The organism is Luteimonas sp. R10 (assembly GCF_045689605.1).
GTDB lineage: Bacteria > Pseudomonadota > Gammaproteobacteria > Xanthomonadales > Xanthomonadaceae > Luteimonas.
Genome location: NZ_CP141262.1, coordinates 1,072,388 through 1,096,385, shown reverse-complemented (window position 1 = coordinate 1,096,385; position 23,998 = coordinate 1,072,388). Strand labels below are relative to the sequence as shown.

Sequence of the window (23,998 nt, the reverse complement as noted above, 5' to 3'; positions counted from 1 at the left end):
CTCACTTGCGTTCCGGACCGACAGGGGCTGTCGGATCGTTGCTGGACTCCACGCGCACCTGCGCGCGCACCTCGGGACTCAACCGTTCGGCCAACGCCTCGTACACCGCCCGCGCCCGCCGCAGGCCCAGCCCGGCGTTGTAGGCGTGGGGGCCGCGCACGTCGGTGTGCCCGACCACCGCGATCGCGCCCCCGCCCATCGCCTCCAGGCGGGCCGCCACCCGCTCGAGCAGCGGCGCGAACTCGGGCTTGATCTCGGACCGGTCGGTGTCGAACAGCACCGTGCCCAGCAACGCCCCGCCCTCGGTCACGCCCGCCACCAGGTCGTGCACCTCGGTGTGCACGCTCACCGTCAGCGCCTGCCGGTGCTCCGGCGCCACCTGCGCCAGCAGCGCCTCGCGCACCGCGCTGGCGCGGTCGAAGGCCAGGGCCTGGTGATCGCCGTTGGCGGTGATCACCACCTCGCCGCCGCCGTAGGCGTTCACCTGCTCGGCCATCTTCGCGATCGCGGGCCCGTACTCGCTGCGCACCTCGGCGCTGCCCGGGGCGAAGATCACCTCGCCCAGGGTCAGTTCCACCGCCTCGGTGCCGCCGGGGATCGGCTCGGCCGGCAGCTGCACGCCGAAGTCGAAGCGCACCGGGATACCCGGGGTGATCCGCCGCACCAGCGGGTTGTCGGTGGTCAGCGGCGTGCCCGGCGGCAGCGTCGACGGATCCAGCTTGAGGATGAAGTTGCGGTGGCCGCGGGTGCCGCCTTGCACGTCGGCCAGGTGGTAGCGGCCGTACTGGTCGGTCTCGATCAGCAGCCCGTCCACCGAGGCGATCCGCACGCCCGGGATGCCGCGCTCGTCGATCCCGGCGTTGCCGATCACGTAGTCCACCACCACCCCGCCCTCGCCCTGGGCGATGCGGCGCTCGACCGTCGGCGCGGCGGCGTTCAGGCCCTTGGCGGCCGCGCCCGACCGGTCCACCGTGGTGGTGCCGGCCGCATCCATGCGCACCGTCACGCCTTCGTCGCTGGTGAGCACGAAGTCATCGGTGAAGGCCGCCTCGCGCAGACGCTGGCGGATCACCACCTGCGGGCCCGGGTCGGCCTCGGACTGACGGGCCGCGATCGCGCCCACGGCGATGCCGTGCAGCAGCGGCGCGCTGGCGTCGGCCACCGGTTCGGCGCCCGTGCCGCGGTCGAGCGTGGTCGAGCCGGCCAGATAAGCGCCCGCCGCGAACCCGCCCTGCACCCGCACCCCGCTCAGGGCCGCGCTGTCCTGCCAGCCGTCGCCGTCGCGGTCGTTGAACACCGTGCCGAAGATCAGGCTGTCGTCGAGCAGCGGATCGGCCTCGACCGACACCTGCGCGGTGGCGGTGTTGGAGATCGGGCGGCCGGCCGCGTCCTGCGCCACCGCCGTGTTCACCTGGGTGCCGTGGCGCACGCCGGCGCCCACCCGCAGCAGGTAGACGATGGTCGCGCTCTCGCCCGCGGCAATGTCGATCCCGCCGATGCGCAGCGGCGACTGGCTCGGCGCCAGGTCGAAGGCGTCGTCGCCGTCGTCGACCGCCATCGAGCCTTCGACGTAGCTGAAGCCCGCCGGCGGGGTGTCGACCAGGGTCGCCCCGCTCACGTTCACCACGCCCACGTTCTCCACCGTCAGCGTGTAGCGCACCAGGTCGCCCACCTGCGCCGTGCGCACCCCCGCGGTCTTGACCACCCGCAGCTCCGGCTCGTCCGCCAGCTGGTGCGTCGTCCCGCATGGCTGGCACACCGGCTCGAGGCTGCCGCCATACTCGCTCACCACCGCGTTGGTCACCTCGCCCGAGGCACTGGCATCCACCGTCGCCGGATAACTGAAGGTGTAGACGCCGGGCACCGTGCCCACTGCCATCGTGCAGACGATTCCGCCGCTGTCGCCGCTGCAGCCCGCGGGCAGGGTGCCCACGGCCAGGCCCGGGCCCGGCGTGTCGATCAGCCGCACCGGGGTGGTGATCGCCGCGTTCTCGATCGTCACCGACAGGGTATAGAGAATGGTGTCGCCGACGCTGACTTCTGCGCCGTCGCCGGGATCGGAGGTCTTGGCGATGGTGACCACCGGCTCGGCCAGCGGGTGCTCCGTGCTGCAGGCCGCGCACTCCGGATCGGGATCGCCGCCGCCCTCGCCGACCACGCGGTTGCCCACCGCGCCGACCGCGTCCGGATCCACCCGGGTCTGGTAGGTGAACACGTAGCCGCCCGGCAGCGCGCCTTCGGCCAGGGTGCAGACCGGGCCTTCCGGCGCCGCCTCGCAGCTGCCGCCGTCCGGCGCCACGATCGAATCCGGCAGCAGCGTCTGGCCATCGCCCAGGGTGTCGGTCAGCACGAACGGCGCGGTCGTGGCCGAGGTCGCGACGGTGACCGTCAGGGTGTAGGTGATGACGTCGCCGACCGCGACCTCGCTGCCGTCCGCCGGATCGGCGGTCTTCACCGTGCTGATCGCCGGCAGTTCGACCTCGTGCTCGACGCTGCAGGCGGTGCACTCCGGTTCCGGGTCGCCGCCGCCCTCGCCCACCACGCTGTTGTTCACCGTGCCGACGGCATCGGCATCGACCGTCGCGGTATAGGTCACCGCGTAGGTGCCCGGCAGGGTGCCGGCCGGCAGCGTGCAGACCAGCGCATCGGCGCAGGCGAAGTCGCCGGCATCGGTCACCTCGCCGAACGTCAAACCCGGGCCGAGGGTGTCGGTGAGCCTGAACGCTTCGGTCGTCGCCGAGGTGGCGATCGTGGTGGCCAGGGTGTAGGTGATGGTGTCGCCCGGCCGCACCTCGTCGCCGCCGGCCGGATCGGCGGTCTTGACCGTCGTGATCGTCGGCAGCTCGATGGCGTGCTCGGTCTCGCAGGCCGTGCACTCCGGATCCGGGTCGCCGCCGTCCTCGGCGACGACCACGCTGTTGCCGACCGCGCCGGTGGCATCGGCGTCGACCGTCGCGGTGTAGGTCGCCACGTACGTGCCCGGCAGGGTACCGGCCGGCAGCGTGCACTCCAGCGTGCCGCCGCAGGCGAAGTCGCCGGCGTCGACCACCGCGCCGAAGGTCAGCCCGGCGCCCAGGGTGTCGACCAGCCGGTAGGGACCGGTGGTCGCCGAGGTCGCAACCGTCGTGGTCAGGGTGTAGGTGATCGTGTCGCCCGGCCGCACCTCGCTGCCGTCGGCGGGGTTCGCCGACTTCGCCGTGACGATCGTCGGCAGTTCGATGGTGTGCTCGGTCCCGCAGGTCGCGCACTCCGGGTCCGGATCGCCGCCGTCCTCGGCGACCACCACGCTGTTGCCGACCGAACCGGTGGCGTCGGCATCCACCGTCGCGGTGTAGGTCACCGCGTAGGTGCCCGGCAGGGTGCCGGCCGGCAGCGTGCACTCCAGCGTGCCGCCGCAGGCGAAGTCGCCGGTGTCGGTCACCGCGCCGAAGGTCAGCCCGGCGCCCAGCGTGTCGACCAGCCGGAACGGCGTCGTCGTCGCCGAAGTGGCAACCGTCGTGGTCAGGGTGTAGGTGATCGTGTCGCCCGGCCGCACCTCGCTGCCGTCGGCGGGATCCGCCGACTTCACGGTGCTGATCGCCGGCGGCGCGATCGGGTGCTCGGTCTCGCAGGCCGTGCACGCCGAATCCGGGTCGCCGCCGTCCTCGGCGATCGCCACGCTGTTGCCGACCGTGCCGGTGGCGTCGGCGTCGACCGTGGCGGTGTAGGTCACCGCATAGGTGCCCGGCAGGGTGCCGGCCGGCAGCGCGCAGTCCAGCGAGCCGCTGCAGGTGTACCCGCCGGCGTCGGTGACCGCGCCGAAGGTCAGGCCCGCGCCCAGGGTGTCGACCAGCCGGAACGGCGCGGTCGTGGCCGAGGTCGCGATCGTCGTGGTCAGGGTGTAGCTGATCGTGTCGCCCGGCCGCACCTCGGTGCCGGCGGCCGGGTTCGCCGACTTCACGGCGCTGATCGCCGGCGGCGCGACCGGGTGCTCGGTCTCGCAGACCGTGCATGCCGAGTCCGGATTGCCGCCGTCCTCGGTGATCGCCACGCTGTTGCCGACCGTGCCGGTGGCGTCGGGGTCGACCGTGACGGTGTAGGTCACGGCATACGTGCCCGGCAGCGTGCCCGCCGGCAGGACGCAGTCCAGCGCGCCGCTGCAGCTGAAATCGCCGGCATCCGTGACCGCGCCGAAGGTCAGGCCCGCGCCGAGGGTGTCGACCAGCCGGAACGGGGCGGTGGTCGCCGAGTTGGCGATGGTGGTGGTCAGGGTGTAGGCGATCGTCTGGCCCGGCTGCACCTCGGTGCCGTTGGCCGGGTCCGCGGACTTGGTGGTGCCGATCGTCGGCAGCACGATCGTGTGCTCGGTGGCGCAGGTCGTGCACTCCGGGTCCGGGTCGCCGCCGTTGCCGGTGACGGCCACGCTGTTGCCCACCGAACTGGTGGCGTCGGGATCGACCGTCGCGGTGTAGGTCACCGTGTAGGTATCGGGCAGCGTGCCGGCCGGCAGCGAGCACACCAGTTCGCCGCTGCAGGTGAAGCCGTCCTGGTTCGTCACCTGGCCGAACGTCAGGCCCGCACCCAGGGTATCGGTGAGTTCGAACGCCGCGGTGGTCGCCGAGGTGGCGACGGTGGTGGTCAGGGTGTAGGTGATCATGTCGCCCGGCTGCACTTCGCTGCCGTCGGCCGGGCTCGCCGACTTGACGGTGCTGATCGCCGGCGGCGCGATCGTGTGCCCGGTGCTGCAGGTCGCGCACTCCGGGTCCGGATCGCCGCCGTCGCCGGTGATCGCCACGCTGTTGCCGACCGTGCCGGTGGCATCGTCGTCGACCGTCGCGGTGTAGGTGACCACGTAGGTATCGGGCAGCGCGCCGGCCGCCAGCGTGCACACCAGTTCGCCGCTGCAGGTGAAGCTGCCCTGGTCGGTGACCGCGCCGAAGGTCAGGCCCGCGTCCAGGGTATCGGTGAGCTCGAACGCCGCGGTGGTCGCCGAGGTGGCGACGGTGGTGGTCAGGGTGTAGGTGATCGTCTCGCCCGGCTGCACTTCGCTGCCGTCGGCCGGGCTCGCCGACTTGACGGTGCTGATCGCCGGCGGCGCGATCGTGTGCCCGGTGCTGCAGGTCGCGCACTCCGGGTCCGGGTCGCCGCCGCCCGTGCCCACCACGCTGTTGTCGACCGTGCCGGTGGCATCGTCGTCAACCGTCGCGGTGTAGGTGACCACGTAGGTATCGGGCAGCGCGCCGGCCGGCAGGGTGCACACCAGCTCGCCGCTGCAGGTGAAGCCGCCGTCGTCGACGACCGCACCGAAGCTCAGGCCCGCGCCCAGGGTGTCGGTGAGCACGAAGTCAGCGGTGGTCGCCGAGGTGGCGATCGTGGTGGTCAGGGTGTAGGTGATCGTCTGGCCCGGCTGCACTTCGCTGCCGTCGGCCGGGTTCGCCGACTTGACGGTGCTGATCGCCGGCGGCGCGATCGTGTGCTGGGTGCTGCAGGTCGTGCACACCGGCTCCGGATCGCCGCCGTTGCCGGTGATCGCCACGCTGTTGCCGACCGTGCCGGTGGCGTCTGCGTCGACCGTCGCGGTGTAGGTCACCGCATAGGTGCCCTGGGGCGTGCCGATCGGCAGCGAGCACGCGAGTTCCCCCGAGCAGGTGTAGTCGCCCTGGTTCGTCACCTGGCCGAAGCTCAGGCCCGCGCCCAGGGTGTCGGTCACGCTGAAGACCGCGGTGGTGGCACCGCCGCCCACGGTGGTGGTCAGGGTGTAGGTGATCGTCTCGCCGGGCTGCACTTGGGTGCCGTCGCCGGGATCGGCGGTCTTCACCACCGCGATCGCCGGCGCGAGCGGCGTGGTCTCGTCGCAGTCGTTGCCCGGCGCCGTGCAGTCGATGCCGTTCACGGTCACGGCGTTGTCGATGCTGTCGACGCCGGACGGCGTCGGACCGTCGACCTGCACCACGAAAGCCAGGGTCACGGCGTCGTTGGCGGGAATGTTGAACGTCGCGTCGTTCGGGCAGTCGCTGCCGGTGCAGGTGAAGTCGTTGCCCGCGGCCACGAACGTGGTGCCGGCCGGCAGCGTCTCCACCACGTCGCCCTCGAACAGGGTGCCGACGGAGCCGCCGGCGTTGGAGATGGCGATGGCATAGGTCAGCACGTCGCCGGCCTGGACCGGGGCGCCCGGCGCGTAGGCGACGCCGTTGACCTCGGCCAGCGTCTTGGCGACCGACAGTTCGGGCTCCGCCAGCACCGGGAACGCACAGGACGCGAGATCGCGCGAAGCGCCGGACGTGGCCGCCACCTGCTCCGTCAGGATGCCTGTGGCCGGATCGTAGGCGTAGTAGGTGGCGGGCTCGCCGGCGATGCTGCCACTGTTGGCCACGTACAGGGTGCCGTCCGCGCCGAAGGCGACGCCGGCCCAGTTGATCGTGCTCGCGATGCCGTTCAACAGCGGCTGCGTCTGCCGCGTCGCCTGCAGGGTGTTCGGATCGAAGCGGTACAGGTCCTGGCCGGCCGACAGCCAGCCGTTGCCGTCGCCGTCGAAGGCGATGTCGCCGGAACCCAGGTCGGTCGGCTCGATGTCGAACGTCAACGTGCCGGCGAGCGCCACCGTGTAGCCGAACGCGCCATCGGCGGTGACCCGCCAGACCTGCGGCGTCGCGGTACCACCGGCGATCATGTAGCCGATGCCGTCGGGCGTCATTCCGGCGCGCGGGAAATCCGGCGAGGCGAACGGGAACGGCGTCCGCGCCTCGTACCAGCCGCCGTTGGCGGCGTCGTAGGCCCAGAGCACGGTGGTGGTGCTGGTCACGCGCTGCACGAACAGCAGGCGATTGCGGACCGGGTCCACCATCATGCCGTTGACGTTGCCGCTCACCGGCAAGGCCAGCTCAGGGACCAGGACATCGGCGCCAGCGCCCGGCTCGTAGCGATAGATGTTGACGCCGTTGACGATGCTGAAGACCGTGTTCGCGCCGGCCGGGCAGAAATCGACGACTGCGGCCGAGACCGGATCGTCGTCCGTCGCGGCGTTGTTGTCCGGGTTGCGATCGGTGACGCCGTCGGGCGGCGCGACCGTCGCCGTGTTGACCACCCGCTCCTGCGCGTGTGCCGGGGGGACGGGCGCGACCGCCAGGCACAGCGTGGCCAGCAGCGCGAGCAACGCCCGCTCGGACCGGCCCCGGCGGGGGTACAGCGCGTGCAGGGCGCGAGCGCAAAAACCCGCTGCGCCCAGGATCTCGTGTCGTTTGCTCATGGTGGCCACTTCCCCCGGTCGACCGGCATTTCCGTGCTGCCGGTCGGGAATTCGATGTGCTGAGTGGCCGGTAACTTATGTGATTTACGTCACAGTTTTAATCACGAAGATTCACCGAAGCTTGCTTTTTATGACTGCGCTGTATCCATGCCGTTTTCCGGCTTTTCAGCGGCGGCAAGGCAGCCAAGGCCGTCGCGGACCTGCCAGGCGTGGGGTCGATATGCGCGAAAACGGCGCCCGCTGGGGGGCGGGCTACCGGATATGGCTGGGGCGATTGCGGACGGTGGCAGGCACCGCATGCGGGTAGCCTGACGGCAGGGCGGCAAGATACGGACGTGTCGGGGAGCCGATCCCGCTCGAGCGCCGTCGTTGCGGCGGCGGCGGCAAAGGAGTTGCACCCGCGGAAGCGGCCCACGTAGAGCGGAGCTTGCTCCGCTGCCCCGGATCCCGGCCCACGGATCGAAGCAATGCTCACCCCAGGCAATCGCGCCACGGCCTGAATCGCGCCGATGCCGCGACCGATGAAATCTCAGCCGGCAGCCCAGGCCACCGCGATCTTGGGGAAAGCACGGAGAATCTTTCCGTCCATCGCGACAAGCTTCGTCCCCAACCGCCCTACGCGCTATCCCTGCCGCGTTCGCAACACCTCAAGACAGAAGATCGCCGGATCGACGATGCGGGTGCGGCCATGATGACCGCGTTGCAGCAGGCCTGCGCGGTGGTCGCCGGTGACGAGCACGTCGGCCATGCCAGCCTGCGACAGCGCCAGCAGAAAGGCATCGTCCGGATCATCGATCTGGATGTGGATGGGCAAGCGGGCAATGCGCTCGGCGCGTTGCAGGTGATTGATCAGCGTGCCGACCCGGTGCGCTTGCAGAATGCGTTGCAGTCTGGGGTAGCGGCTGGCGCGACGGATTTCATCCAGTTGCGCGTCGCAAGTGATCAGGGTGAAGCGTCCGTCCTGCCATGCTTCGAAAATCCTACGCGGGGGCGAATGCGGCGAAATCAGCGCGGAGAACAGCACATTGCTGTCCAACACCACGCGCATCAGGCGGTCTTGGCCCAGGCCAGAGCTTCGCGGATGGCCGCATCGATCTCGGCGGCGGGCGTGTCGGCATTCTGCGCCCTGGCATCCCGGGCCGTGGCTTCGAAAATGCGCGCCCGCACGGCGTCTTCAATGAAGCGCGAAAGATCCCCCTTGCGCCCTCCCTGACTGGCCAGCAGCATGCGCAGCGCATGGTCGGTCTCAGGGGACACGGCAATGTTCCAGCGGACGGATTCGGTATTCACGGCAAAATGCCTCCTGACTGGTTGATATGTGTTTATACACCTACGTCTCCGGACGGGCAAGGTGGGCGATGGGACACCGCCGTTGATGGAAGCCGCCGGGGAGCGGCTGTCGTGCCCGAATACCGGCTATGCGCTTCTCGTGCAGCGGAGCTTTGCTCCGCTGCTGGAAGCTGCCCCGGATCCGCGGGGCGAGTTGAAGCCATGTTCGCCGCGCGGCGCGCCAAGGCGGCAGACCAGGCGTGAGGGTGTACTGGACGCCGGAGGCCGAGCTAGACCGCCACGAGATCTGGAACCATATCGCGGCCGACAACCCGCCGGCCGCGGCGCGGATGGGTGCCAGAACGTTCGAGTCCGCGACGATCATGGGTGGCCTTGTCGCTAGGTGAATCCGGCCCCGAGGGTTCCCCTGTTTTCCTGCAATCATTCAACGGCTTGGCTGCCCCCTTTGTAAAAGGGGGGTTGGGGGGATTTGCTTGGTGTCCGACCAAGCAACAGCAACAGCAAATCGCTTTGCGATTCCCGGCCCCCGCGCAGCGCGCGGGAGCGCTCAAACCGCCGCAAGCCTGCGGCTTGCAAGCGGCGGCTTTCGCCCCCCTCGATCCCCCTTTTTCAAAGGGGGAAGATAGGCTGCAAGAAATGTGGGGAAACCTCAGAACCCGGCCCGTTCTCCGCCGTCCAGCCGGGGGCGGCAGGCCGCCCCCGGCGCTCCGGATCCCCGTCGCCGGATCAGTGCAGGCGCTGTGCGGGCGCCTCGGGGATGCACCCACGCTGCGCATGGACGGCCGGCGGCAATGCCGGGCGTTGCGGGTCCGCAACCGGCAACGCAGCGCCTGCGCCATACACGGCCCGCGCCTCGCGTACGCCGCTTCGCCGCCTGCGCGACCCGTTGAGCCGCTGCGACGTCACCTGTTCGATGATGGCCTTCGCCGCCCTGGCGTCGTCGAAGACCGCATGCCCCACCATCGCCAATGTGCCGATGGCCAGGTCAGCCTCTTCGACACTGAACACCACGTCGCCGTGCGCCGTGATCATGTCGAGCCGGCGGTCCAGTTCGTCCATCTGGTCCAGGGTGACGCCGAAGACGAAGCGGGCTTCCGTGCCTGCCTCGCCTTCCGCTTCTGCCTCCACCGCTTCGTCGTCCGGCACCTCGTCGCCCGGCGCCCCGGCCTCCATTGCCTCGGCCTCCGGCGTCTCGCCCTCCAACGCGTCGGCTTCAGGGGTTGCACTCGCAGGCGCGCGCTCGGCCTCCCGTTCCGCTGGCCACGACACCTCTTCCAGCACCAAACCGGCCTGTTCCGCCAGCAACTCCAGGCAGACCGCCAGTTCGCCCACGCGGATCTCGGGCACCCACTCCTGTTCCTCGTCGTGCGTACGCGGCTGCGCCAGATGCGACAGGAACACCATGTGCTCATGCAGTTTCTTCAGCCGGAACTGGCTGTCCTCCGGCAGGAAGTAGCCGGGCATGTCCTGATCATCCGAATCGAACTTCGACATCGTTGCCTCCTCATTCCATGAAGTGACCGCCCACCAGGACGGCAGACGGGAAGTCGGGAGGTTCAAAGCCGCGCACAGACGGTGGGCGTATTCCCCTTTCGGGTCTTGTATTAGCCGCCCTCCCGACGCAGGCATCACGTCGGTCATGCCCGCAGCACGGGCACAAAAAACCCACCAGATTGTCGGAGGCGGGAACCGCTGTGCGAGGAGCTTTGAAACTCCGTAGGCCGAGTCTGCCGCGACTGGAAAGACGAGTCAAGTGCCTGGATTTCTCCTGCGCTTGCAGGAGAAATCCAGCTCTTATGTCGGGAAACCAGCGACGGATTCGTGTGCAACCGCCGACTTATCCCTTTACTGGTCATCGATGTTGCGGATGGTGATCGTGGCCATCAGGCACCTCCATTAATCAATGATTGCATCGTAGTCATTGACTAATGGCGATTCAGGGCTTCTCGACGATCTCCGCTGCCAGATCCAGGCGCCAGCTTGTCGGTGGCAATCCATGCGGAGCAGCACCTTGCGTCCAGCACAGCATGCATCAGGCGGTCCTGGACGATAGCCAGATGCCCCCTTGAGCTGCTCGACGAACCGGGAACTGCCTCATGAAGCTTCTCAGCATCCGTACGATCTTGGGCGATGGCATCGTCCGGCAAATCGGATCACTACGATCCCGGAATCGTCTTTCACTGGTGATTGCGAGGTCAGCGAAATCCAGGGCCCGCGTGATCGGCACGGCCGATGTTGCTTCGGCTCGGGCCGCAATCTGCGCGTCCGGTACGGCTGCCGACCTGGTTAGTCTGCAGCCAAGGCCACCGCGACCTTGGGGAAAGCGCGGAGGATTTTGCCGTCCATCGTGACGAGCTTCGTCCCCAACCGTTCTGCAAGCGCGACGAATTCGCAATCGTAAGCCGAGCAATCGCTGCCTCTTACCAGTTCCAATACGCCGCGGGAGTCCACTTCGTACTCCAGTCCTGCAAGCAACCGCTCGGCTTCGCTCTGCAGGGCGCTCGCCTGTTCAAAGCTGAGACTGCCGCGGCGCAGGTACCCGGCCAGAATGTTCCGAAACTCGCCGCGCCACAAAAGCGGCGCGGCCCACTCCGGATCGCGCTCGAGCAGATCTTCGGCCGCCGCCGTGAACTCTCCTGGCAAGTACAGATATGCCAGAACGTTCGAGTCCACGACGATCATGGGCGGCCTAATCGCTTGGCCGCATCAATGTCCTTCGCCCGGAACTTGCTCGGGGCCAATCCGGCACGGAGTTCCCGTGCACGCGCAAGCCGTTCGCTCGGCGCCACCCTCGTGGGCACCAGCACTGCCTCGAGGCAGACGATCGCCTCGCTGTTCAGGCTTCGGCGATGCGTCTGGGCAGCCAATTTCAAGCGCTCGTACACTTCGTCGGGAATGTTCTTCAATGTCAGCGTAGTGGGCATGGCGACCTCTAACCGTAATGGAACCATTGTGGTTCCATTCTCCGGGCTGTCAACGGAATGCGGGGATCACAAAAGGTCGAAGCGGCTCGGACTTCGATGCTTGCGGGTCGTGGCCGATCCAACAACGAGGTTGAAGCCAAGTTCGCCGCACGGCGCGCCAAGGCGGCGGACCAGGCGTGAGGGTGCGCGGGACGCCGGAGGTCGAGCAAGACCGCGACGAGATCTGGAACCATATCGCGGCCGACAACCCGTCGGCCGCTGCGCGGATGAATCTGCTCTTCAGTGAGGCCGCCGCGAAGCTGGCAGAGTTCCTAATGCGATCCGGGGTACCTAATACCCCGTTTCTTTCTGGTGCCGGACAGCCAGGATGCTGACGCCATCGCCATCGAACCGATACAGGGCGACATAGCCGCTGTTTCCGAAGCCGATCAGCCATTCCCGAAACTCGATGGCCATGTCTTCGACCGGCCTCCCGATCCGCGGCTGGTGCGCCAGGATCTTGGCCCCTGTGCGGATCTCCTTCATCGCACGGCGGGCCGCGTCGGGATCGTTCAGGGCGAGGAAGCGGTAGAGCCGTTGAACGTCCGCCAGCGCCGGCGGCGTCCAGATCAGGTGTGGCACGAAGGCGGTTCCGCATCTTCGCCCGCTTCCAGCTTCGCCAACCACGCATCGGCTTCTTCCAGCGTCAGATGCAGGCCGGTGCGTTGATATTCCTCCCATGCATGCAATGCATCTTGCTTGAACGCCTCGCGCTTTTCCTCGCGCTCGACGTACTGCGCGATGGCCTCGCGCATGATCCAGTGCGCCGACCGGCGGCGGGATTCGGCGAGATGCTGAACCCGGCCCTTCAGCTCATCATCGAGCTTGATCGAGGTGGCCAATGCCATGAGTAGCTCCTCTAACGACTAGGTAATACCTTCGCTACTATAGTCCCCGCCTGTCCAGCTGTCCATGCCGAACCGGATCGGCCGGGTGGATCGCGACACTGTGCTCCCACTTGACCGTTCGGCAGCAACTGCAGGCCACGGAGCCCGGGGAGATCGCCGTGGTGACAGCGCAAGGATGGCCGCGTGGCTTCACCGCTTTTCGAATCGAAATGGAGAAGGCCTCGAACAGGCCGGTCGGCGTTGGAACAAAGTAGTGACAACGTATATACTGCGTCCTTACCGCAAGGACCGTGAGGTCGCCCATGTCGAAGCAAGCTGTGTTCACGATGAAGCTGGAACCTGAGCTGCGGGACCAGTTCCTGGCCGAAGCCGAAGCGGCGCATCGTCCCGCTTCACAGGTGGTGCGGGAACTGATGCGCGAGTTTGTCCAGCGCCAGCGTCAGATGCGCGAGTACGACGAGTTCCTGCAGCACAAGGTCGAAGCGGCTCGAACTTCGATGCATGCAGGTCGTGGCCGATCCAACGACAAGGTTGAAGCCAAGTTCGCCGCACGGCGCGCCAAGGCGGCGGACCAGGGGTGAGGGTGCACTGGACGCCGGAGGCCGAGCAAGACCGCGACGAGATCTGGAACCATATCGCGGCCAATAACCCGTCGGCAGCTGCGCGGATGGATCTGCTTTTCAGTGAGGCCGCCGCGAAGCTGGCCGAGTTTCCAATGCTCGGGCATGCCGGCAGGATCCTCGGCACTCGCGAGTTGACCCCGCATGAGAGCTACCGCCTGGTGTACGAGATCGTGATCGACGAGAACGCCATATGGGTGCTGGCGCTGGTCCATACAGCGCGCCAGTGGCCCCCAGTGATGGATTGAGTGGGCGGAATCGCCTTGCGGCGATTCCGCCTACGTGCCTCAAGGGGTGCCGGTCGCGGTCACCGTGCAGGTCAGCTCCAGGGTGACGGTGCCGCCGTTGGGGAAGGTGGGGATCACCAGGCCCGCCGCCAGCTGTGCCGGCGTCGGCGCTGCGGGACAGGCCGCGCCTCCCGCCGCCGAACATGCCAGCGCGGTGCACTCCAGGCTGTCCGGCACGCCGGGGTCGGTCACGATCGCCTCGTCCGCGGCTTCCGGGCCGTTGTTGGTCACCTCGATCGTGTAGACCACCTCGTCGCCCGGCGCCACGTCCTCCGGGGTCACGGTCTTGACGATGGCCAGGTCGGCCGCCGGCAGCGCGTCATTGGTGAAGCGGCAGTGGATGTCCGCCTGCGGCCGGACGTTGTCGGCCGGAATGGTGATCGTGGGCGAGGCGAAGTCGCCGATGATCGTCGGGTTGCCGGTCACGCCCGCGTTCTGGTCGGTGCACCTGGCCAAGGTGTTGTCCCAGCCCGGCGGCACGGTCTCGGTCATGGACATGACCGCGCCGGGCGTCGGCGAGAAGAACAGCATGGCTGCGGCCACGGGCGTGCCGGGCGTCGTGGTGGTCAGCGTGGTGCTCGGCACCACCGTGCCGTCGACCTCCGCCACGTTGGTCATGTCGAACGTGAAGGCGCCGGTGCCGCCCTCGCTCACTTTCTCCAATGTCAGGCAGGCTGGAACAGCATAAAGGGCGTGGGCGATATAGTCGCCGCCCCATATGTTGCTCCCGGTCAAGGTGAAAGAGGTCACCGTTCTTGTGGAGGTGCCCTGCATCACCCCTTGCTGCCTCAGCGGTCCGGCGCGGTCATAGCTCAGCGTTCCCGTGGATGGGTTGTAGGCGAGTTCGCCCTCCACGCGCGCGAGATCGGCGGGCGTTGCCGTGCTTCCCGGGCCGAAGGTGATCCTGGTCGAGGGCGGGGTGGCCGTCTGATAAGAGGCGTGGCCGTAATCGACCGTCGTGAAGCGGATCCAACTGACCGGAACAGGCTGCGAAAAGGTCCAGGTGATCGTGAAATTGCCGCCAAACGCCGTCCAGTTGTTGGGCTGCCAGTTGCCGTTGCCTTTCGTGACCGAGCCGGTAATCGGCAGCGGCGCGAGCGAGAAGGTGCCATCTGTGGGCATCACTCGCACCGGAGAGCACGCGCCGGATGTGGGCGGCGGCTCCATCGTGTTGGTATCGCTGGCCTCGTTGTTGTCGAGGTTCGTATCGGTCACGCCGTCGGGCGCCGAGACCGTCGCGGTATTGCTCAGGCTGCCGGTGAAGCTGGGCGGGATACCGATGCTCATGTAGTAGGTGACGGAAGCGCCGGTCGGTAGGTCGGCGGTGGTATTGATCGCGCCGGTGCCGCTCGGCGCGCCGCAGCTGCCGCCACCGGTGGCATTGCCGCAGGTCCAGCTCGCATTCGTGATGCCCGTCGGCAGCGGATCGCTGACCTGGGCGCCGGTCACCGCGCTGGGGCCGTTGTTGCTCACGACGATGGTGTAGATGACGTCCAGGCCCGGCACGTAGGTGTCGCTGCCGTCGTCCTTGGTGATGGCGAGGTCGGCCTCCGCCTGCTGGTTGGTGAACCGACAGTGGATGTCCGCTTGCGGCCGGACGTTGTCGGCCGGAATGCTGATCGTGGGCGAGGCGAAGCTGCCGATCACCGTCGGGTTGCCGGTCACGCCCGCGTTCTGGTCGGTGCACACGGCCAAGGTGTTGTCCCACCCCTGCGGCACGACCTCGGTCATGGCCATGACCGCACCGGGCACCGGCGAGAAGAACAGCATGGTCGAGGACACCGGCGTGCCGGGCGTGGTCGTGGTCAGGGTAGTGCTCGGCACCGCCGTGCCGTCCGCCTGCGCCACGTTGGTCATGTCGATCGTGAAGGCGCCGGCGCCGCCTTCGCTCAGCTTCTCCAACGTCAGGCAGGCAGGACGCACTTGTAGCCGGTTGCCGATATTGTCGGTGCTGTGGATGTTCGCGGACGTGATCGTGATCGACGTCAGGGTGCCGCCTGGAGCGAAGCGGAAAGTGCCGCTCTGTCCCGGATCGCCGGTGATCGCGCCGTCGCGGCGGACGACGCCTCCGGCACCGAGCAGCAGGTCGCCGCCGACCTTGACGATCTGGTTGGTCGAGACGCCGCCGCCCAGGGAGATCGTCAACGTCCCGTTTGGCGAGACCGAGTCGATGTCGACGAGGATGATCTGCAGCCAATCGGCCGGGATCGGCTGGCTGAAGTTCCAGGTGAGCGTGTAGTTGCCGCCAAGCTTTGTCCACTCACTGGTGGGCGCTGTCGCCCAGACGCCGGCCGACTTCGTCACGGTGCCGCCGTTCGCGAATGGCGCAAGCGAGAAGGTTGCTCCCGGCGCCACTTCGCGCGGTGCGCATGCGCCCGAGGTGGGTGGCGGTTCCATCGTGTCGGTGTCGCTGGCCTCGTTGTTGTCGAGGTTCGCATCGGTCATGCCATCGGGCGGTGCCACCGTCGCGGTATTGACCAGGCTGCCGGTACGGCTGGCCGGTATCGCTAGACTCATGGTGTAGGTGACGGAAGCGCCAGCCGGAAGGTCGGCGGTGGTATCGATCGCACCGGTGCCGCTGGGCGCGCCGCAGGCGCCGCCACCGGTGGCGGCGCCACAGGTCCAGCTCGCACTCGTGATGCCCGTCGGCAACGGATCGCTGACCTGGGCGCCGGTCACCGCGCTGGGGCCGTTGTTGCTCACGACGATGGTGTAGATGACGTCCAGGCCCGGCACATAGGTGTCGCTGCCGTCGTCCTTGGTGATCGCGAGGTCAGCCTGCCCGGCCGTCACTTGCACCTGGTGGTCCTCCACCTCGCCCGAACCGGCCAGGCCGTCGAATCCCAGGCCGGCCTGGTTGGCGATGCGGAAACGCGCATAGGTCGTGCCGACCGTCGCGGTGGCCGGCACGGCGATATCAAAGGTGTTGGTACCGGACACCAAGGCCGCATCGATAAGCACCTGGTCGCCCGTCTGGGCGAAACTGCCGTCGCCCGCCCAGTCGATCCAGCCCTGCAGCAGCGTGTCCGGGCCGACGTTGCCGGCCGTGACCTCGATCTGCACGGTCGCACCGACCGGCAGGGCCGGAACGGTGACGCCGTCCTCGTCGTTGGTGCCGGCACCGTCGTCGCCGGTGGCGCCCGCGTTCGGCTGGCCGTCGACTTCGAAGTCCGGCTGGCCGGCGCCCAGATACGGGCTGCCGGCGACGATCGCGTGCCGGGCGCCGTTGGCGGCGAGCAGTGTGCCATAGCTGGTCGGCGCATCGCCCCAGTCGTAGAAGCAGTCCGGCAGCGCAGGGCCGCCGGCGCGTGCCGCGTCGCCCGGCCCGCCGTTGTACCAACCGAATTGAGAGGCCGGCAGGTTTGGTGGGTTGTACTGATCGGCTTCCTTGCGCACGATCACAGGGTTGGCGAAGAACGGATCGTTGGCGTGACCGAGCTCATCGCCGCCACGGTTCTCCGCGATGTTCAGCCGGCAAGCGTCGGCCTGCGGGCTTCCGTTGCGAGCGGAGAGATTTTGCGTGAAGGCAGCGCCCACGACTGCATAGGGATTGACAAGCCCGCTGTCGAAGCCACTGTTCTGGGCCGGGATCGGGACACTCGCGACCCAGCCCGCATTCGGATCGAAAACGAGGAACTGCATCTCGCCGTAGCCAACAATGCCCATGCCGTTGGCGGCGAAGTCGAGATCGGACACATACGAGAAGCCGCTTCCGAGGGAGATCGAGCCGCCCACGACCTGGCCGGTCGCAGGACTGATCTCGACCACGTCACCCGAGACGCAGTCGATGGCCCATAGACGGCCCGAACCGTCGAACGCCGCGCCGGAGATCCTGCGCCCGGCCAGCCAATTGCCGACGTAGGTGAATATGCCGGTGCCGGTGTCGATGGACACCAGCCTCGAGCGCATGCTTGTGCTGCAGCTCCCCTGATTGGAAAAGGGGAAGAGAGGGACATCCGCGGTGTCGTCCACCGCGAAGCCGTAAAGCGCGCCTGCCAGGCCGGTTGCGATGCCGTCCACGTACATCGGTCCATCCGTCGCATGGCGCAGATTCACGGCGTCGCCGCCGATCTGGATTTGCGAGTTCGTGGCGTCGTCCCAGAGGAACAGGCCCGTCGCCCCGCTTTGCGCATCCACGACCGAGCGCGTGCGCGTGAAATAGAACTCGTCCGCGAATGCCGGCCCGATGCCGAGCAGGACCGCTAGCCCCACCAGCAGGATCGCAATGACGTTCCGCCTGCAGCATTGGACACCCATCGCTGCGCGGCGATGGCTCGGGCGGCTCGTTGCTTTCATGCTCATTACTGCGTCAATCCCCTGCAAGGACGTCGTCGTCCTTGCTGTGCGTTTCATTCCCAGTTTCCACACTTGCTCACGCCTCGTGTGAGGCCTGCATCCCTGCTCCGGCAAGTGCTCCCTTTCGTTTTCGTAACAGCCTGCCCCGCTCACAATCCCGTCGCGGTCACCGTGCAGGTCAGCTCCAGGGTGACCGCGCCGCCAACGGGGAAGGTCGGAATCTCCAGTCCGGTCGCCAGCTGCGCCGGCGTCGGTGCGCCGGGACACACCGCACCGGCGTCGGCCGCGCACGTCAGCGCGGTACATTCGAGGCTGTCCGGCACGCCGGGGTCGGTCACGATCGCGCCGTTCGCGGGGTCCGGGCCGTTGTTGGTGAGTTGCACCGTATAGACCACCGCTTCGCCCGATCTTACCTCCTCCGGCGTAACGGTTTTCACGATCCCCAGGTCGGCGCAGGGATCGCCGGCAAAGGAAAAGTTGTCTACGAAAAGCCCGGTATTGGCGGCTGCCGGAGCGGCGTTGTTGACGAACTGGACCGTCGCCTCCGTACCGACCGCGATGAAGGTGTGCCGATAGGTACCCCAGGTCACCGAATACGCTGGCGTCGCCGGTATGCCGGCGTTCCCGTTGCTGACGGCATCGGCAGCCGGCTGGAGCGTCGCGAGGGTGACGGGCGCCGCGCCGACGCCATTGCCCAACTGGACCACGGCAATCGAATTCGCCGCCGAGAGACCGGAATAGTCTACCGAGAAGGTGTACTGCGCTCCCGGGACGAGGCCGGTGAATGTCTGCCGTATCGTTGCCGCCGCCGTGCCCCAGAGGTCGATGCTCTGCAGTCCGTTACTGGCATTGTTGAAATGGCGCAGGATGTCGATGGTTCCGGCGGCGGTTTCCCAGCCGCTGATCGGATTGGTCGTCGTCCGCCAGACCGCGAAGCCGTTTACATAAGCCGTATTGTCGCCCGGGCCTTCCGGATCGTTCTGGATGTCCGGCGATTCGAACGAGCCGTTGTCGGCGATGTTGCACACGCTCGGGTTGGGGCCGGGCGGAGACGTGAACTCGGTGTTGGTGTCGCTGGCCGTATTGTTGGCGGGATCGGCATCGGTCATGCCGGCCGGCACGTCCACCGTGGCCGTGTTGACGAGGTCCCCGCCGAAGCCGATCGGGACCGTCATGGTCAGCGTGTAGGTGACCGAGGCGCCTGCCGGCAGGTCCGCCGTGGTGGCGATCGCGCCGGTGCCGCTGGCCGCTCCGCATGCGCTGCCGCTGCCGTCGTCCGCGCAGGTCCAGCTTGCATCGGTGATGCCGTCCGGCAGCGGATCGCTGACCTGGGCGCTCAGCACGGCCACCGGGCCATTGTTGGTCACGACGATTTCGTAGATGACCGTGCCGCCCGGTGAATAAGCCGTCTGGCCATCGTCCTTGGTGATGGCGAGGTCGACGTCGTCGTCGACGATCTCCCAGGTGAGCTCTTCATTCGCGGCCCCGCCGCAGGTGGTGGTGCTGCTGACGACGTAGTTCGTCGGATCCTCGACGATGGCCAGCGTGACGGTCTCGTCGCCTTCGATGTCGGTGTCGTCGATGACCGACAGCGGCAGCGGGAAGGCCTGGCCCGCTCCGTAGTCGCCGGCCGGGATGGTGACGTTGAAGGTGCTGCCCGGCGCGGAGAAATCGGTTCCCAGCGTTGCGGTACCGCCGGTGATCGTCACTACGACGTCGAAGGTGGCTTGGATGACGCCCGTGACGCGCAGGGCAGGAACACCGGTCGCGCCCTGACCTTCCTGTGTAGACGCCGCTGCCGGGAAGAACTCGACGTAGGGCCGCAGGATCAGGACGATGTCGTCCAGGATGTTGCCGGCAGATGCGCCGGTGGTTGACTGGAACCCGATGGTCTGCACGCCCGAGCCCCCATTCCAGACGAAGTTTCCGGAATAGTTGGCCCAGCCGCCCGCGGTGCCGCCGAGATTGCACGTGCCCAATCCGCAGCTATTGATGGTGCCTGCGCCAGTGACGGTACTGCTGGCATCCATGATGAGCTGGCTGCCCGCCCCCGAAGGGTCGGCGCCAATATTGAAGGCCATCCGGTCGGTTCCAACCCGGCCCCTGTGGGCAAGCCGCCAGTCCACCCGTTCCCCGGTCACCATGCATACGTTCTGGTACAGGCGACTCGGGGTGAAGGCGTTCAATTCAGCCCACTGGATACCGGTGCGGGCGGTGACGCCCTCGGCGTTGTTCTTGAACATCTGCATGCCGCCCTCGATCGGGGGCGTCGCCGGGTGCCCACCGCACGTTCCATGCTGTGAATCAGTCCATGCGCCGGTCCAGGGAGGCTCGGTCGTTTCCCATCCAGGTACGACCGCGGATTCCCTGATCGAAAAGCAGTTGGCGCCGGGCAATAGCGGCTGCTCGAAACTCGGGTTGACGAAACTGCGCTGTACCTGGGCCTGTGCAGCGGCGCTCCAGAGCACCAGCGCGGCGAAGGCTGTGATGTATCGCATCACACGATGTCCGGTGTGCCGGGGACGGTGCATCTCACTGCTCTGACCTCGAAATATCCCTACGTCGCTTCCAGAAGCCCGTTCTTCCCCCTTTGAAAAAGGGGGATTGAGGGGGGCGAAAGCCGGGAATCGCGTAGCGATTTGCTTTTGGCTGTTGCGGCGCCGGGCGCCGGGCAAATCCCCCCTGCCCCCCTTTTTCAAAGGGGGGAACTGCTTGGCATCACCTGAGCCATGGATGGCCAGCCATGTCATCAATAGCTCCCCACGAAGTTGACGAACCAGCCCTTGTGGTCGTAGTCGAAGTCGGTCAGGTCGTCGCTGAAGTCGGTGAAGTTGTAGCCGGCGCCGATGCGGAAGTTGCGGTTGAGGTCGCGGTCCACGCCCACCAAGAAGCCCTGCCGGGTGCCGCCGTCCTTGACGTCCAGCCAGCGGTATTCGCCCAGCGCATGCCACTTCTCGCGCAGCTCGTAGCGGATCTGGCCGGCGGCGAAGGTCGTGGCCGAGTCGAACCAGTCGCCCGTTCCGCGCCCGAACCGCACCTCGCCCTCGCGCCGGGCCAGCTTGGCCGCCAGCTCCCAGTGGTGGTCGATCCGGTACACGCCCTCGAACGCCAGCACCTGGCTCTTCTGGTCGTACTGCGCCCCGCCCACCTGGCCCAGCGTGGCCAGGTCGTACAGGTACGTGTAGCGCCCGAACAGGCCCCAGCGGCTGCTGTTCCACGGCCGGTAGGCGAAGCCGAAGTTGCCCTCGATGAACTTGGCCCCCGCCGCCGGGTTGAGCTCGTCGTCGGTGTCGGCGTAGTTGAACCGCGCCGCGATCCGCCAGCTCTCGTTGACCTTGTGGCTCAGGTGGTTGGTGCTCACCCACTGCGTGCGCCGCTCGGCGCCGTCGTCGCGCCGCCACTCCAGCTTGCTGCGCCAGTCGGTCGCCTGCGAGGTCCGCCCGCCGCTGATGCTCACCACCTCGCGCTCGACCTGGTCGCCGGCGCTGTTGGTCAGCTCGCCGTCGCTCAAGGTGAAGCCCAGGTTCCAGCCCACCGCCGGGTAGAAGTCCATGCCGTAGGTGTGCACCAGCCCGGACTCGTTGCGGCTCTTGAGGAACTGGCTCTCGTTGAACAGGTTCACCTGGTTGGACAGCCGCCAGCGCTGGCCGAAGGTCCAGCCGTTCTGCCGGTTCGGGTTGAACAGCGAGTGGTAGGCGGTCTCGTCGGTCGAGTAGGTGTAGCCGCCGTAGAAGCTGTGCTGCGCGTTCAGCCGCCACTCGCCGTCCACCGTCGCCGCGTCGCCGCGGTCGCCGGTGGTCACTTCCGCACCGAGGTTCGACAGGTTGGCGAAGTTGTAGCGCGTGCCCAGGCTGTAGGCGTCGTTGTCGGCGTACTGGCCGCTGTCGTCGTCCAGGGTCACCTGGGCGGTGCCGAACACGTCCAGCGCGGTGCCGAAGCGGTGGGTGTAGCGCAACGCGCCCAGGGTGCCGGCGGCCTCGCCGGTGCTGCGCTCCTCCTCGGTGCGCCGGACCTCGGCGGTCACCGCGCCGTCGTCGCTGATCCGCCACTCGCCGGTCACCTGCATCTGCGTCAGCGACTCGCCGCCGCGCTCGGCCTTGCTGTAGCGGGCGTAGATCCCGACGTTGGGCGTGAACTGGCCCAGCACCTCGGCGCCGTGCTCCTCGACCGCCTGGCCGGTGTCGAAGCGCGAGATCGAGTAGCCGGCATCGACCTGCCGCCACCACGCCCCCGCGCTCCAGGCCTGCTCGGTCCAGCCCATCTCCTGGAAGTTGACCCGCGCCTCGACCGCGCGGGCCTCGCCCTCGCGCGGGCCGTCCGGGTTGAGCCGGGTGAACGACAGGCCGCCGTCGTCGGAGTAGAACACCGGCGCGCTGGTCGCCTCCGTCTTGCTGTGCTCCAGCTTCAGGTACGTGCCCTTGCCCGCCTGCAGGGTCAGGTCGGCCGCCATCAGGGTGTAGTCCTCGCCGGCGCGGTTCTCGTCGACGTAGGTCAGCCCGACCCCGACGTGGTCGCCGAACCAGTGCTTGCCGCGCACGCCGGCGGCGATCTCGTCGGCGTTGAAGCTCGAGGGCACCCACTCGTAGTCCACGATCAGGCGCTGCTCGAACCCGCCCAGCGGCGTGTCGCGGGTGATCCCGGGCACGTTGTCGTGCGTGATCGGCGAGAGCGACTTGGCCAGGGTCAGCCGTCCCTGGAACTCGTCGATCTCGTAGTCGGCCCCGCGCACCAGCTCGATGCGCTGCTCCACCCGCCCGGTGGTCGGGTCGCGCACCTCGATCACCACGTGCTCCGAGCCCGGCAGCACGTCGGTGTGGCGCAGGTAGTACTGGCTGCCGCTGCCGCGGAACTCGCTGTGGCCCGGCGCGGTCTGCGCCTCGGAGGCGAACACCCGCAGCTCGGTGCCGGCATCGCCCCACGGGTTGGCCGCCCGCGAGCGCCAGTTCAGCGCCGCGCCGTACAGCGAGCGCACGTACTGCGCGTACTCGGTGCCGGTGATGCCGGTGTAGAAGTTGCCCCACAGCGCCTCGTTCTTGTCCCAGTCGGCGCGCAGGTAGAACCGGCCCATGGTGTCGACGTCGCGGTAGGTGGTCGAGTCGTCGCCGTAGGTCGGGTAGTACAGGTCCGGGTCCAGGCGCCGGAAGATGTCCTGCGGGTCGGCCTGGGTGAAGCCGTCGAACAGGTCCTCCAGCGGCCGGTCCTGGGTGTCGGCCTGGGCGGTGACCAGGTACTTGCCCTTGAGCTTGGCCTTGCCATAGAACGCCAGGCGGCCGTCGCTGAGGATGTCGTCCTCGCGCCCGGCCAGGGCCAGGTCGCGGCCGGGGCCGCTGGCCTTGTTCTCGTACACCGTCAGGTCGGCCAGGCCGACGCCGAAGAAGTAGCGCCCGCTCACGTCCACGTCCAGCCGGTGCCGCGCCGGGGTGGCGCCCTCGCCGCCCTGCAGGGCGATGTCGAAGCTGTGCTGGCCGACCGGCAGCAGGTACTCGGCGACGAACTTGCGCTCCAGGTCCACCGGGTAGCTGTCGCCGTTGATCAGCAGCGCGTAGCCGGGCGGCAGGTTGCGGCCCTGCACCCGCACCCGCGAGCCGTAGATCGGGATGTTCTGGTAGCGCAGCGCGCTCTGGCCGAACACGTCGTCGATCAGGCGCTGGGTCTCGGCCTGCTCGGCGCCCAGCGCCAGGCCGTGGCTGCGCTCGGTGCCCTCGCGTAGCTGCTGGCGGCCGCGCTCGGCCTCGTCCGGGCGCACCAGCTGCAGGCGCCGGGCGTGGGTCTCATCGATGTTGCCCTCGGCGTCGAACGCACGCAGCACGTACACCAGCTCGTCGCCGACCCGGAAGCGGATGTCCGCCGGCAGCACGCCGTCCCACTCGGCCTCGGTCACCGGGGCCACGGCGATCGGCACCTTGGCCAGCGGCCGCACCAGGTCGCCGTCGGTGCCGCGGAACACCGCCAGCTCCATCTTCTCGATGAAGCCGGTGTAGTTGCCGCGCACGAAGAAGCGCACCGGCCGGGTGATCGCGCTGCCGTCGAACGGCACCATGGTCGGCGCCGAGACCGACAGCTCGGGCAGGCCCAGGGTCGGGTCCTCGGTCGCCCAGATCACCCCGCCGCCGGGCAGGTACACCGAGAACCGGCCCTGGGCCACGGCGCGGCCGGGTGCGTCCAGGCCGACGGTCACGCGCCGGTCCGGCTGCAGCGCCTCGGACGAGGACTGCGCGCTGGTGCCTTCGGTCACCGGCCGGTCGTAGCTGCGCGTGCGCAGCTTGAACACCAGGCCTTCGTCGGAGGCGCAGCCGTCGGCGCCGCAGTCCAGGGCGGTCGCGTCGCCGTCCGGGGCCGGCTGGTACAGCCAGGCCTCGGCGCCGGTCTGCGCCGTGGCCGGCGGGGCCGGCAGGTCCTGCGCCAGCGCCGGCGCGGCCATGCCCGCCAGGATGCCGAGCAGGGCGGTATCGAGCAGCTTCATCTTCAT

Annotated in this window: 14 protein-coding genes; 3 read left to right on the top strand and 11 right to left on the bottom strand. The window is 68.2% G+C overall.

The window, feature by feature from the left end; genetic code table 11:
* Position 1 precedes the first annotated feature (1 nt).
* From U3649_RS04690 to U3649_RS04665, 6 genes are all read right to left on the bottom strand, one after another.
* Positions 2 to 7,225, bottom strand: a complete 7,224-nt coding sequence (locus U3649_RS04690; protein WP_407353725.1) for an isopeptide-forming domain-containing fimbrial protein — start codon at positions 7,223 to 7,225, stop codon at positions 2 to 4.
* Positions 7,226 to 7,847: 622 nt separating this feature from the next.
* On the bottom strand, positions 7,848 to 8,273 hold the full coding sequence (locus U3649_RS04685) for a putative toxin-antitoxin system toxin component, PIN family (protein ID WP_407353724.1): 426 nt from the start codon (positions 8,271 to 8,273) through the stop codon (positions 7,848 to 7,850).
* The gene (locus tag U3649_RS04680) at positions 8,273 to 8,515 is read right to left on the bottom strand and encodes a ribbon-helix-helix domain-containing protein (RefSeq protein WP_407353723.1); all 243 of its coding nucleotides are present in this window, start codon (positions 8,513 to 8,515) and stop codon (positions 8,273 to 8,275) included. Before U3649_RS04680 ends, U3649_RS04685 begins: the two co-directional genes overlap by 1 nt.
* A gap of 726 nt (positions 8,516 to 9,241) precedes the next feature.
* The gene (locus tag U3649_RS04675) at positions 9,242 to 10,009 is read right to left on the bottom strand and encodes an XAC0095 family protein (RefSeq protein WP_407353722.1); all 768 of its coding nucleotides are present in this window, start codon (positions 10,007 to 10,009) and stop codon (positions 9,242 to 9,244) included.
* 792 nt (positions 10,010 to 10,801) lie between these two features.
* Positions 10,802 to 11,197, bottom strand: a complete 396-nt coding sequence (locus U3649_RS04670; protein ID WP_407353721.1) for a type II toxin-antitoxin system VapC family toxin — start codon at positions 11,195 to 11,197, stop codon at positions 10,802 to 10,804.
* Positions 11,194 to 11,439 (bottom strand): FitA-like ribbon-helix-helix domain-containing protein, encoded by a 246-nt coding sequence (locus tag U3649_RS04665; RefSeq protein ID WP_407353720.1) that lies wholly within the window; start codon positions 11,437 to 11,439, stop codon positions 11,194 to 11,196. The genes U3649_RS04670 and U3649_RS04665 overlap by 4 nt, the downstream gene beginning before the upstream one ends.
* Before the next feature lie 176 nt (positions 11,440 to 11,615).
* Between U3649_RS04665 and U3649_RS04660 the strand changes: the two genes are divergently transcribed.
* Positions 11,616 to 11,813 carry a type II toxin-antitoxin system RelE/ParE family toxin gene (locus U3649_RS04660; protein WP_407353719.1) on the top strand — a complete coding sequence of 66 codons (198 nt, stop codon included), beginning with the start codon at positions 11,616 to 11,618 and terminating at the stop codon, positions 11,811 to 11,813.
* Here U3649_RS04660 and U3649_RS04655 read toward each other — a convergent pair.
* Positions 11,770 to 12,060 carry a type II toxin-antitoxin system RelE/ParE family toxin gene (locus U3649_RS04655; RefSeq protein WP_407353718.1) on the bottom strand — a complete coding sequence of 97 codons (291 nt, stop codon included), beginning with the start codon at positions 12,058 to 12,060 and terminating at the stop codon, positions 11,770 to 11,772. The two genes, U3649_RS04660 and U3649_RS04655, sit on opposite strands and share 44 nt — an antisense overlap.
* Positions 12,048 to 12,326 (bottom strand): CopG family ribbon-helix-helix protein, encoded by a 279-nt coding sequence (locus U3649_RS04650; protein ID WP_407353717.1) that lies wholly within the window; start codon positions 12,324 to 12,326, stop codon positions 12,048 to 12,050. Before U3649_RS04650 ends, U3649_RS04655 begins: the two co-directional genes overlap by 13 nt.
* A 326-nt stretch (positions 12,327 to 12,652) precedes the next feature.
* Between U3649_RS04650 and U3649_RS04645 the strand changes: the two genes are divergently transcribed.
* On the top strand, positions 12,653 to 12,907 hold the full coding sequence (locus U3649_RS04645; protein WP_407354542.1) for an antitoxin of toxin-antitoxin stability system: 255 nt from the start codon (positions 12,653 to 12,655) through the stop codon (positions 12,905 to 12,907).
* A complete protein-coding gene (locus U3649_RS04640) occupies positions 12,904 to 13,194 on the top strand; it encodes a type II toxin-antitoxin system RelE/ParE family toxin (protein WP_407353716.1) in 291 nt (96 codons plus the stop codon). Before U3649_RS04645 ends, U3649_RS04640 begins: the two co-directional genes overlap by 4 nt.
* A 39-nt stretch (positions 13,195 to 13,233) precedes the next feature.
* Here U3649_RS04640 and U3649_RS04635 read toward each other — a convergent pair whose 3' ends face one another.
* From U3649_RS04635 to U3649_RS04625, 3 genes are all read right to left on the bottom strand, one after another.
* Entirely contained in the window at positions 13,234 to 17,535 is a 4,302-nt protein-coding gene (locus tag U3649_RS04635; RefSeq protein WP_407353715.1) for a GEVED domain-containing protein, read from the bottom strand.
* 143 nt (positions 17,536 to 17,678) lie between these two features.
* Positions 17,679 to 20,027, bottom strand: coding sequence for a hypothetical protein (locus tag U3649_RS04630; RefSeq protein ID WP_407353714.1), 2,349 nt, complete (start codon positions 20,025 to 20,027; stop codon positions 17,679 to 17,681).
* A gap of 251 nt (positions 20,028 to 20,278) precedes the next feature.
* The gene (locus tag U3649_RS04625; protein WP_407353713.1) at positions 20,279 to 23,998 is read right to left on the bottom strand and encodes a hypothetical protein; all 3,720 of its coding nucleotides are present in this window, start codon (positions 23,996 to 23,998) and stop codon (positions 20,279 to 20,281) included.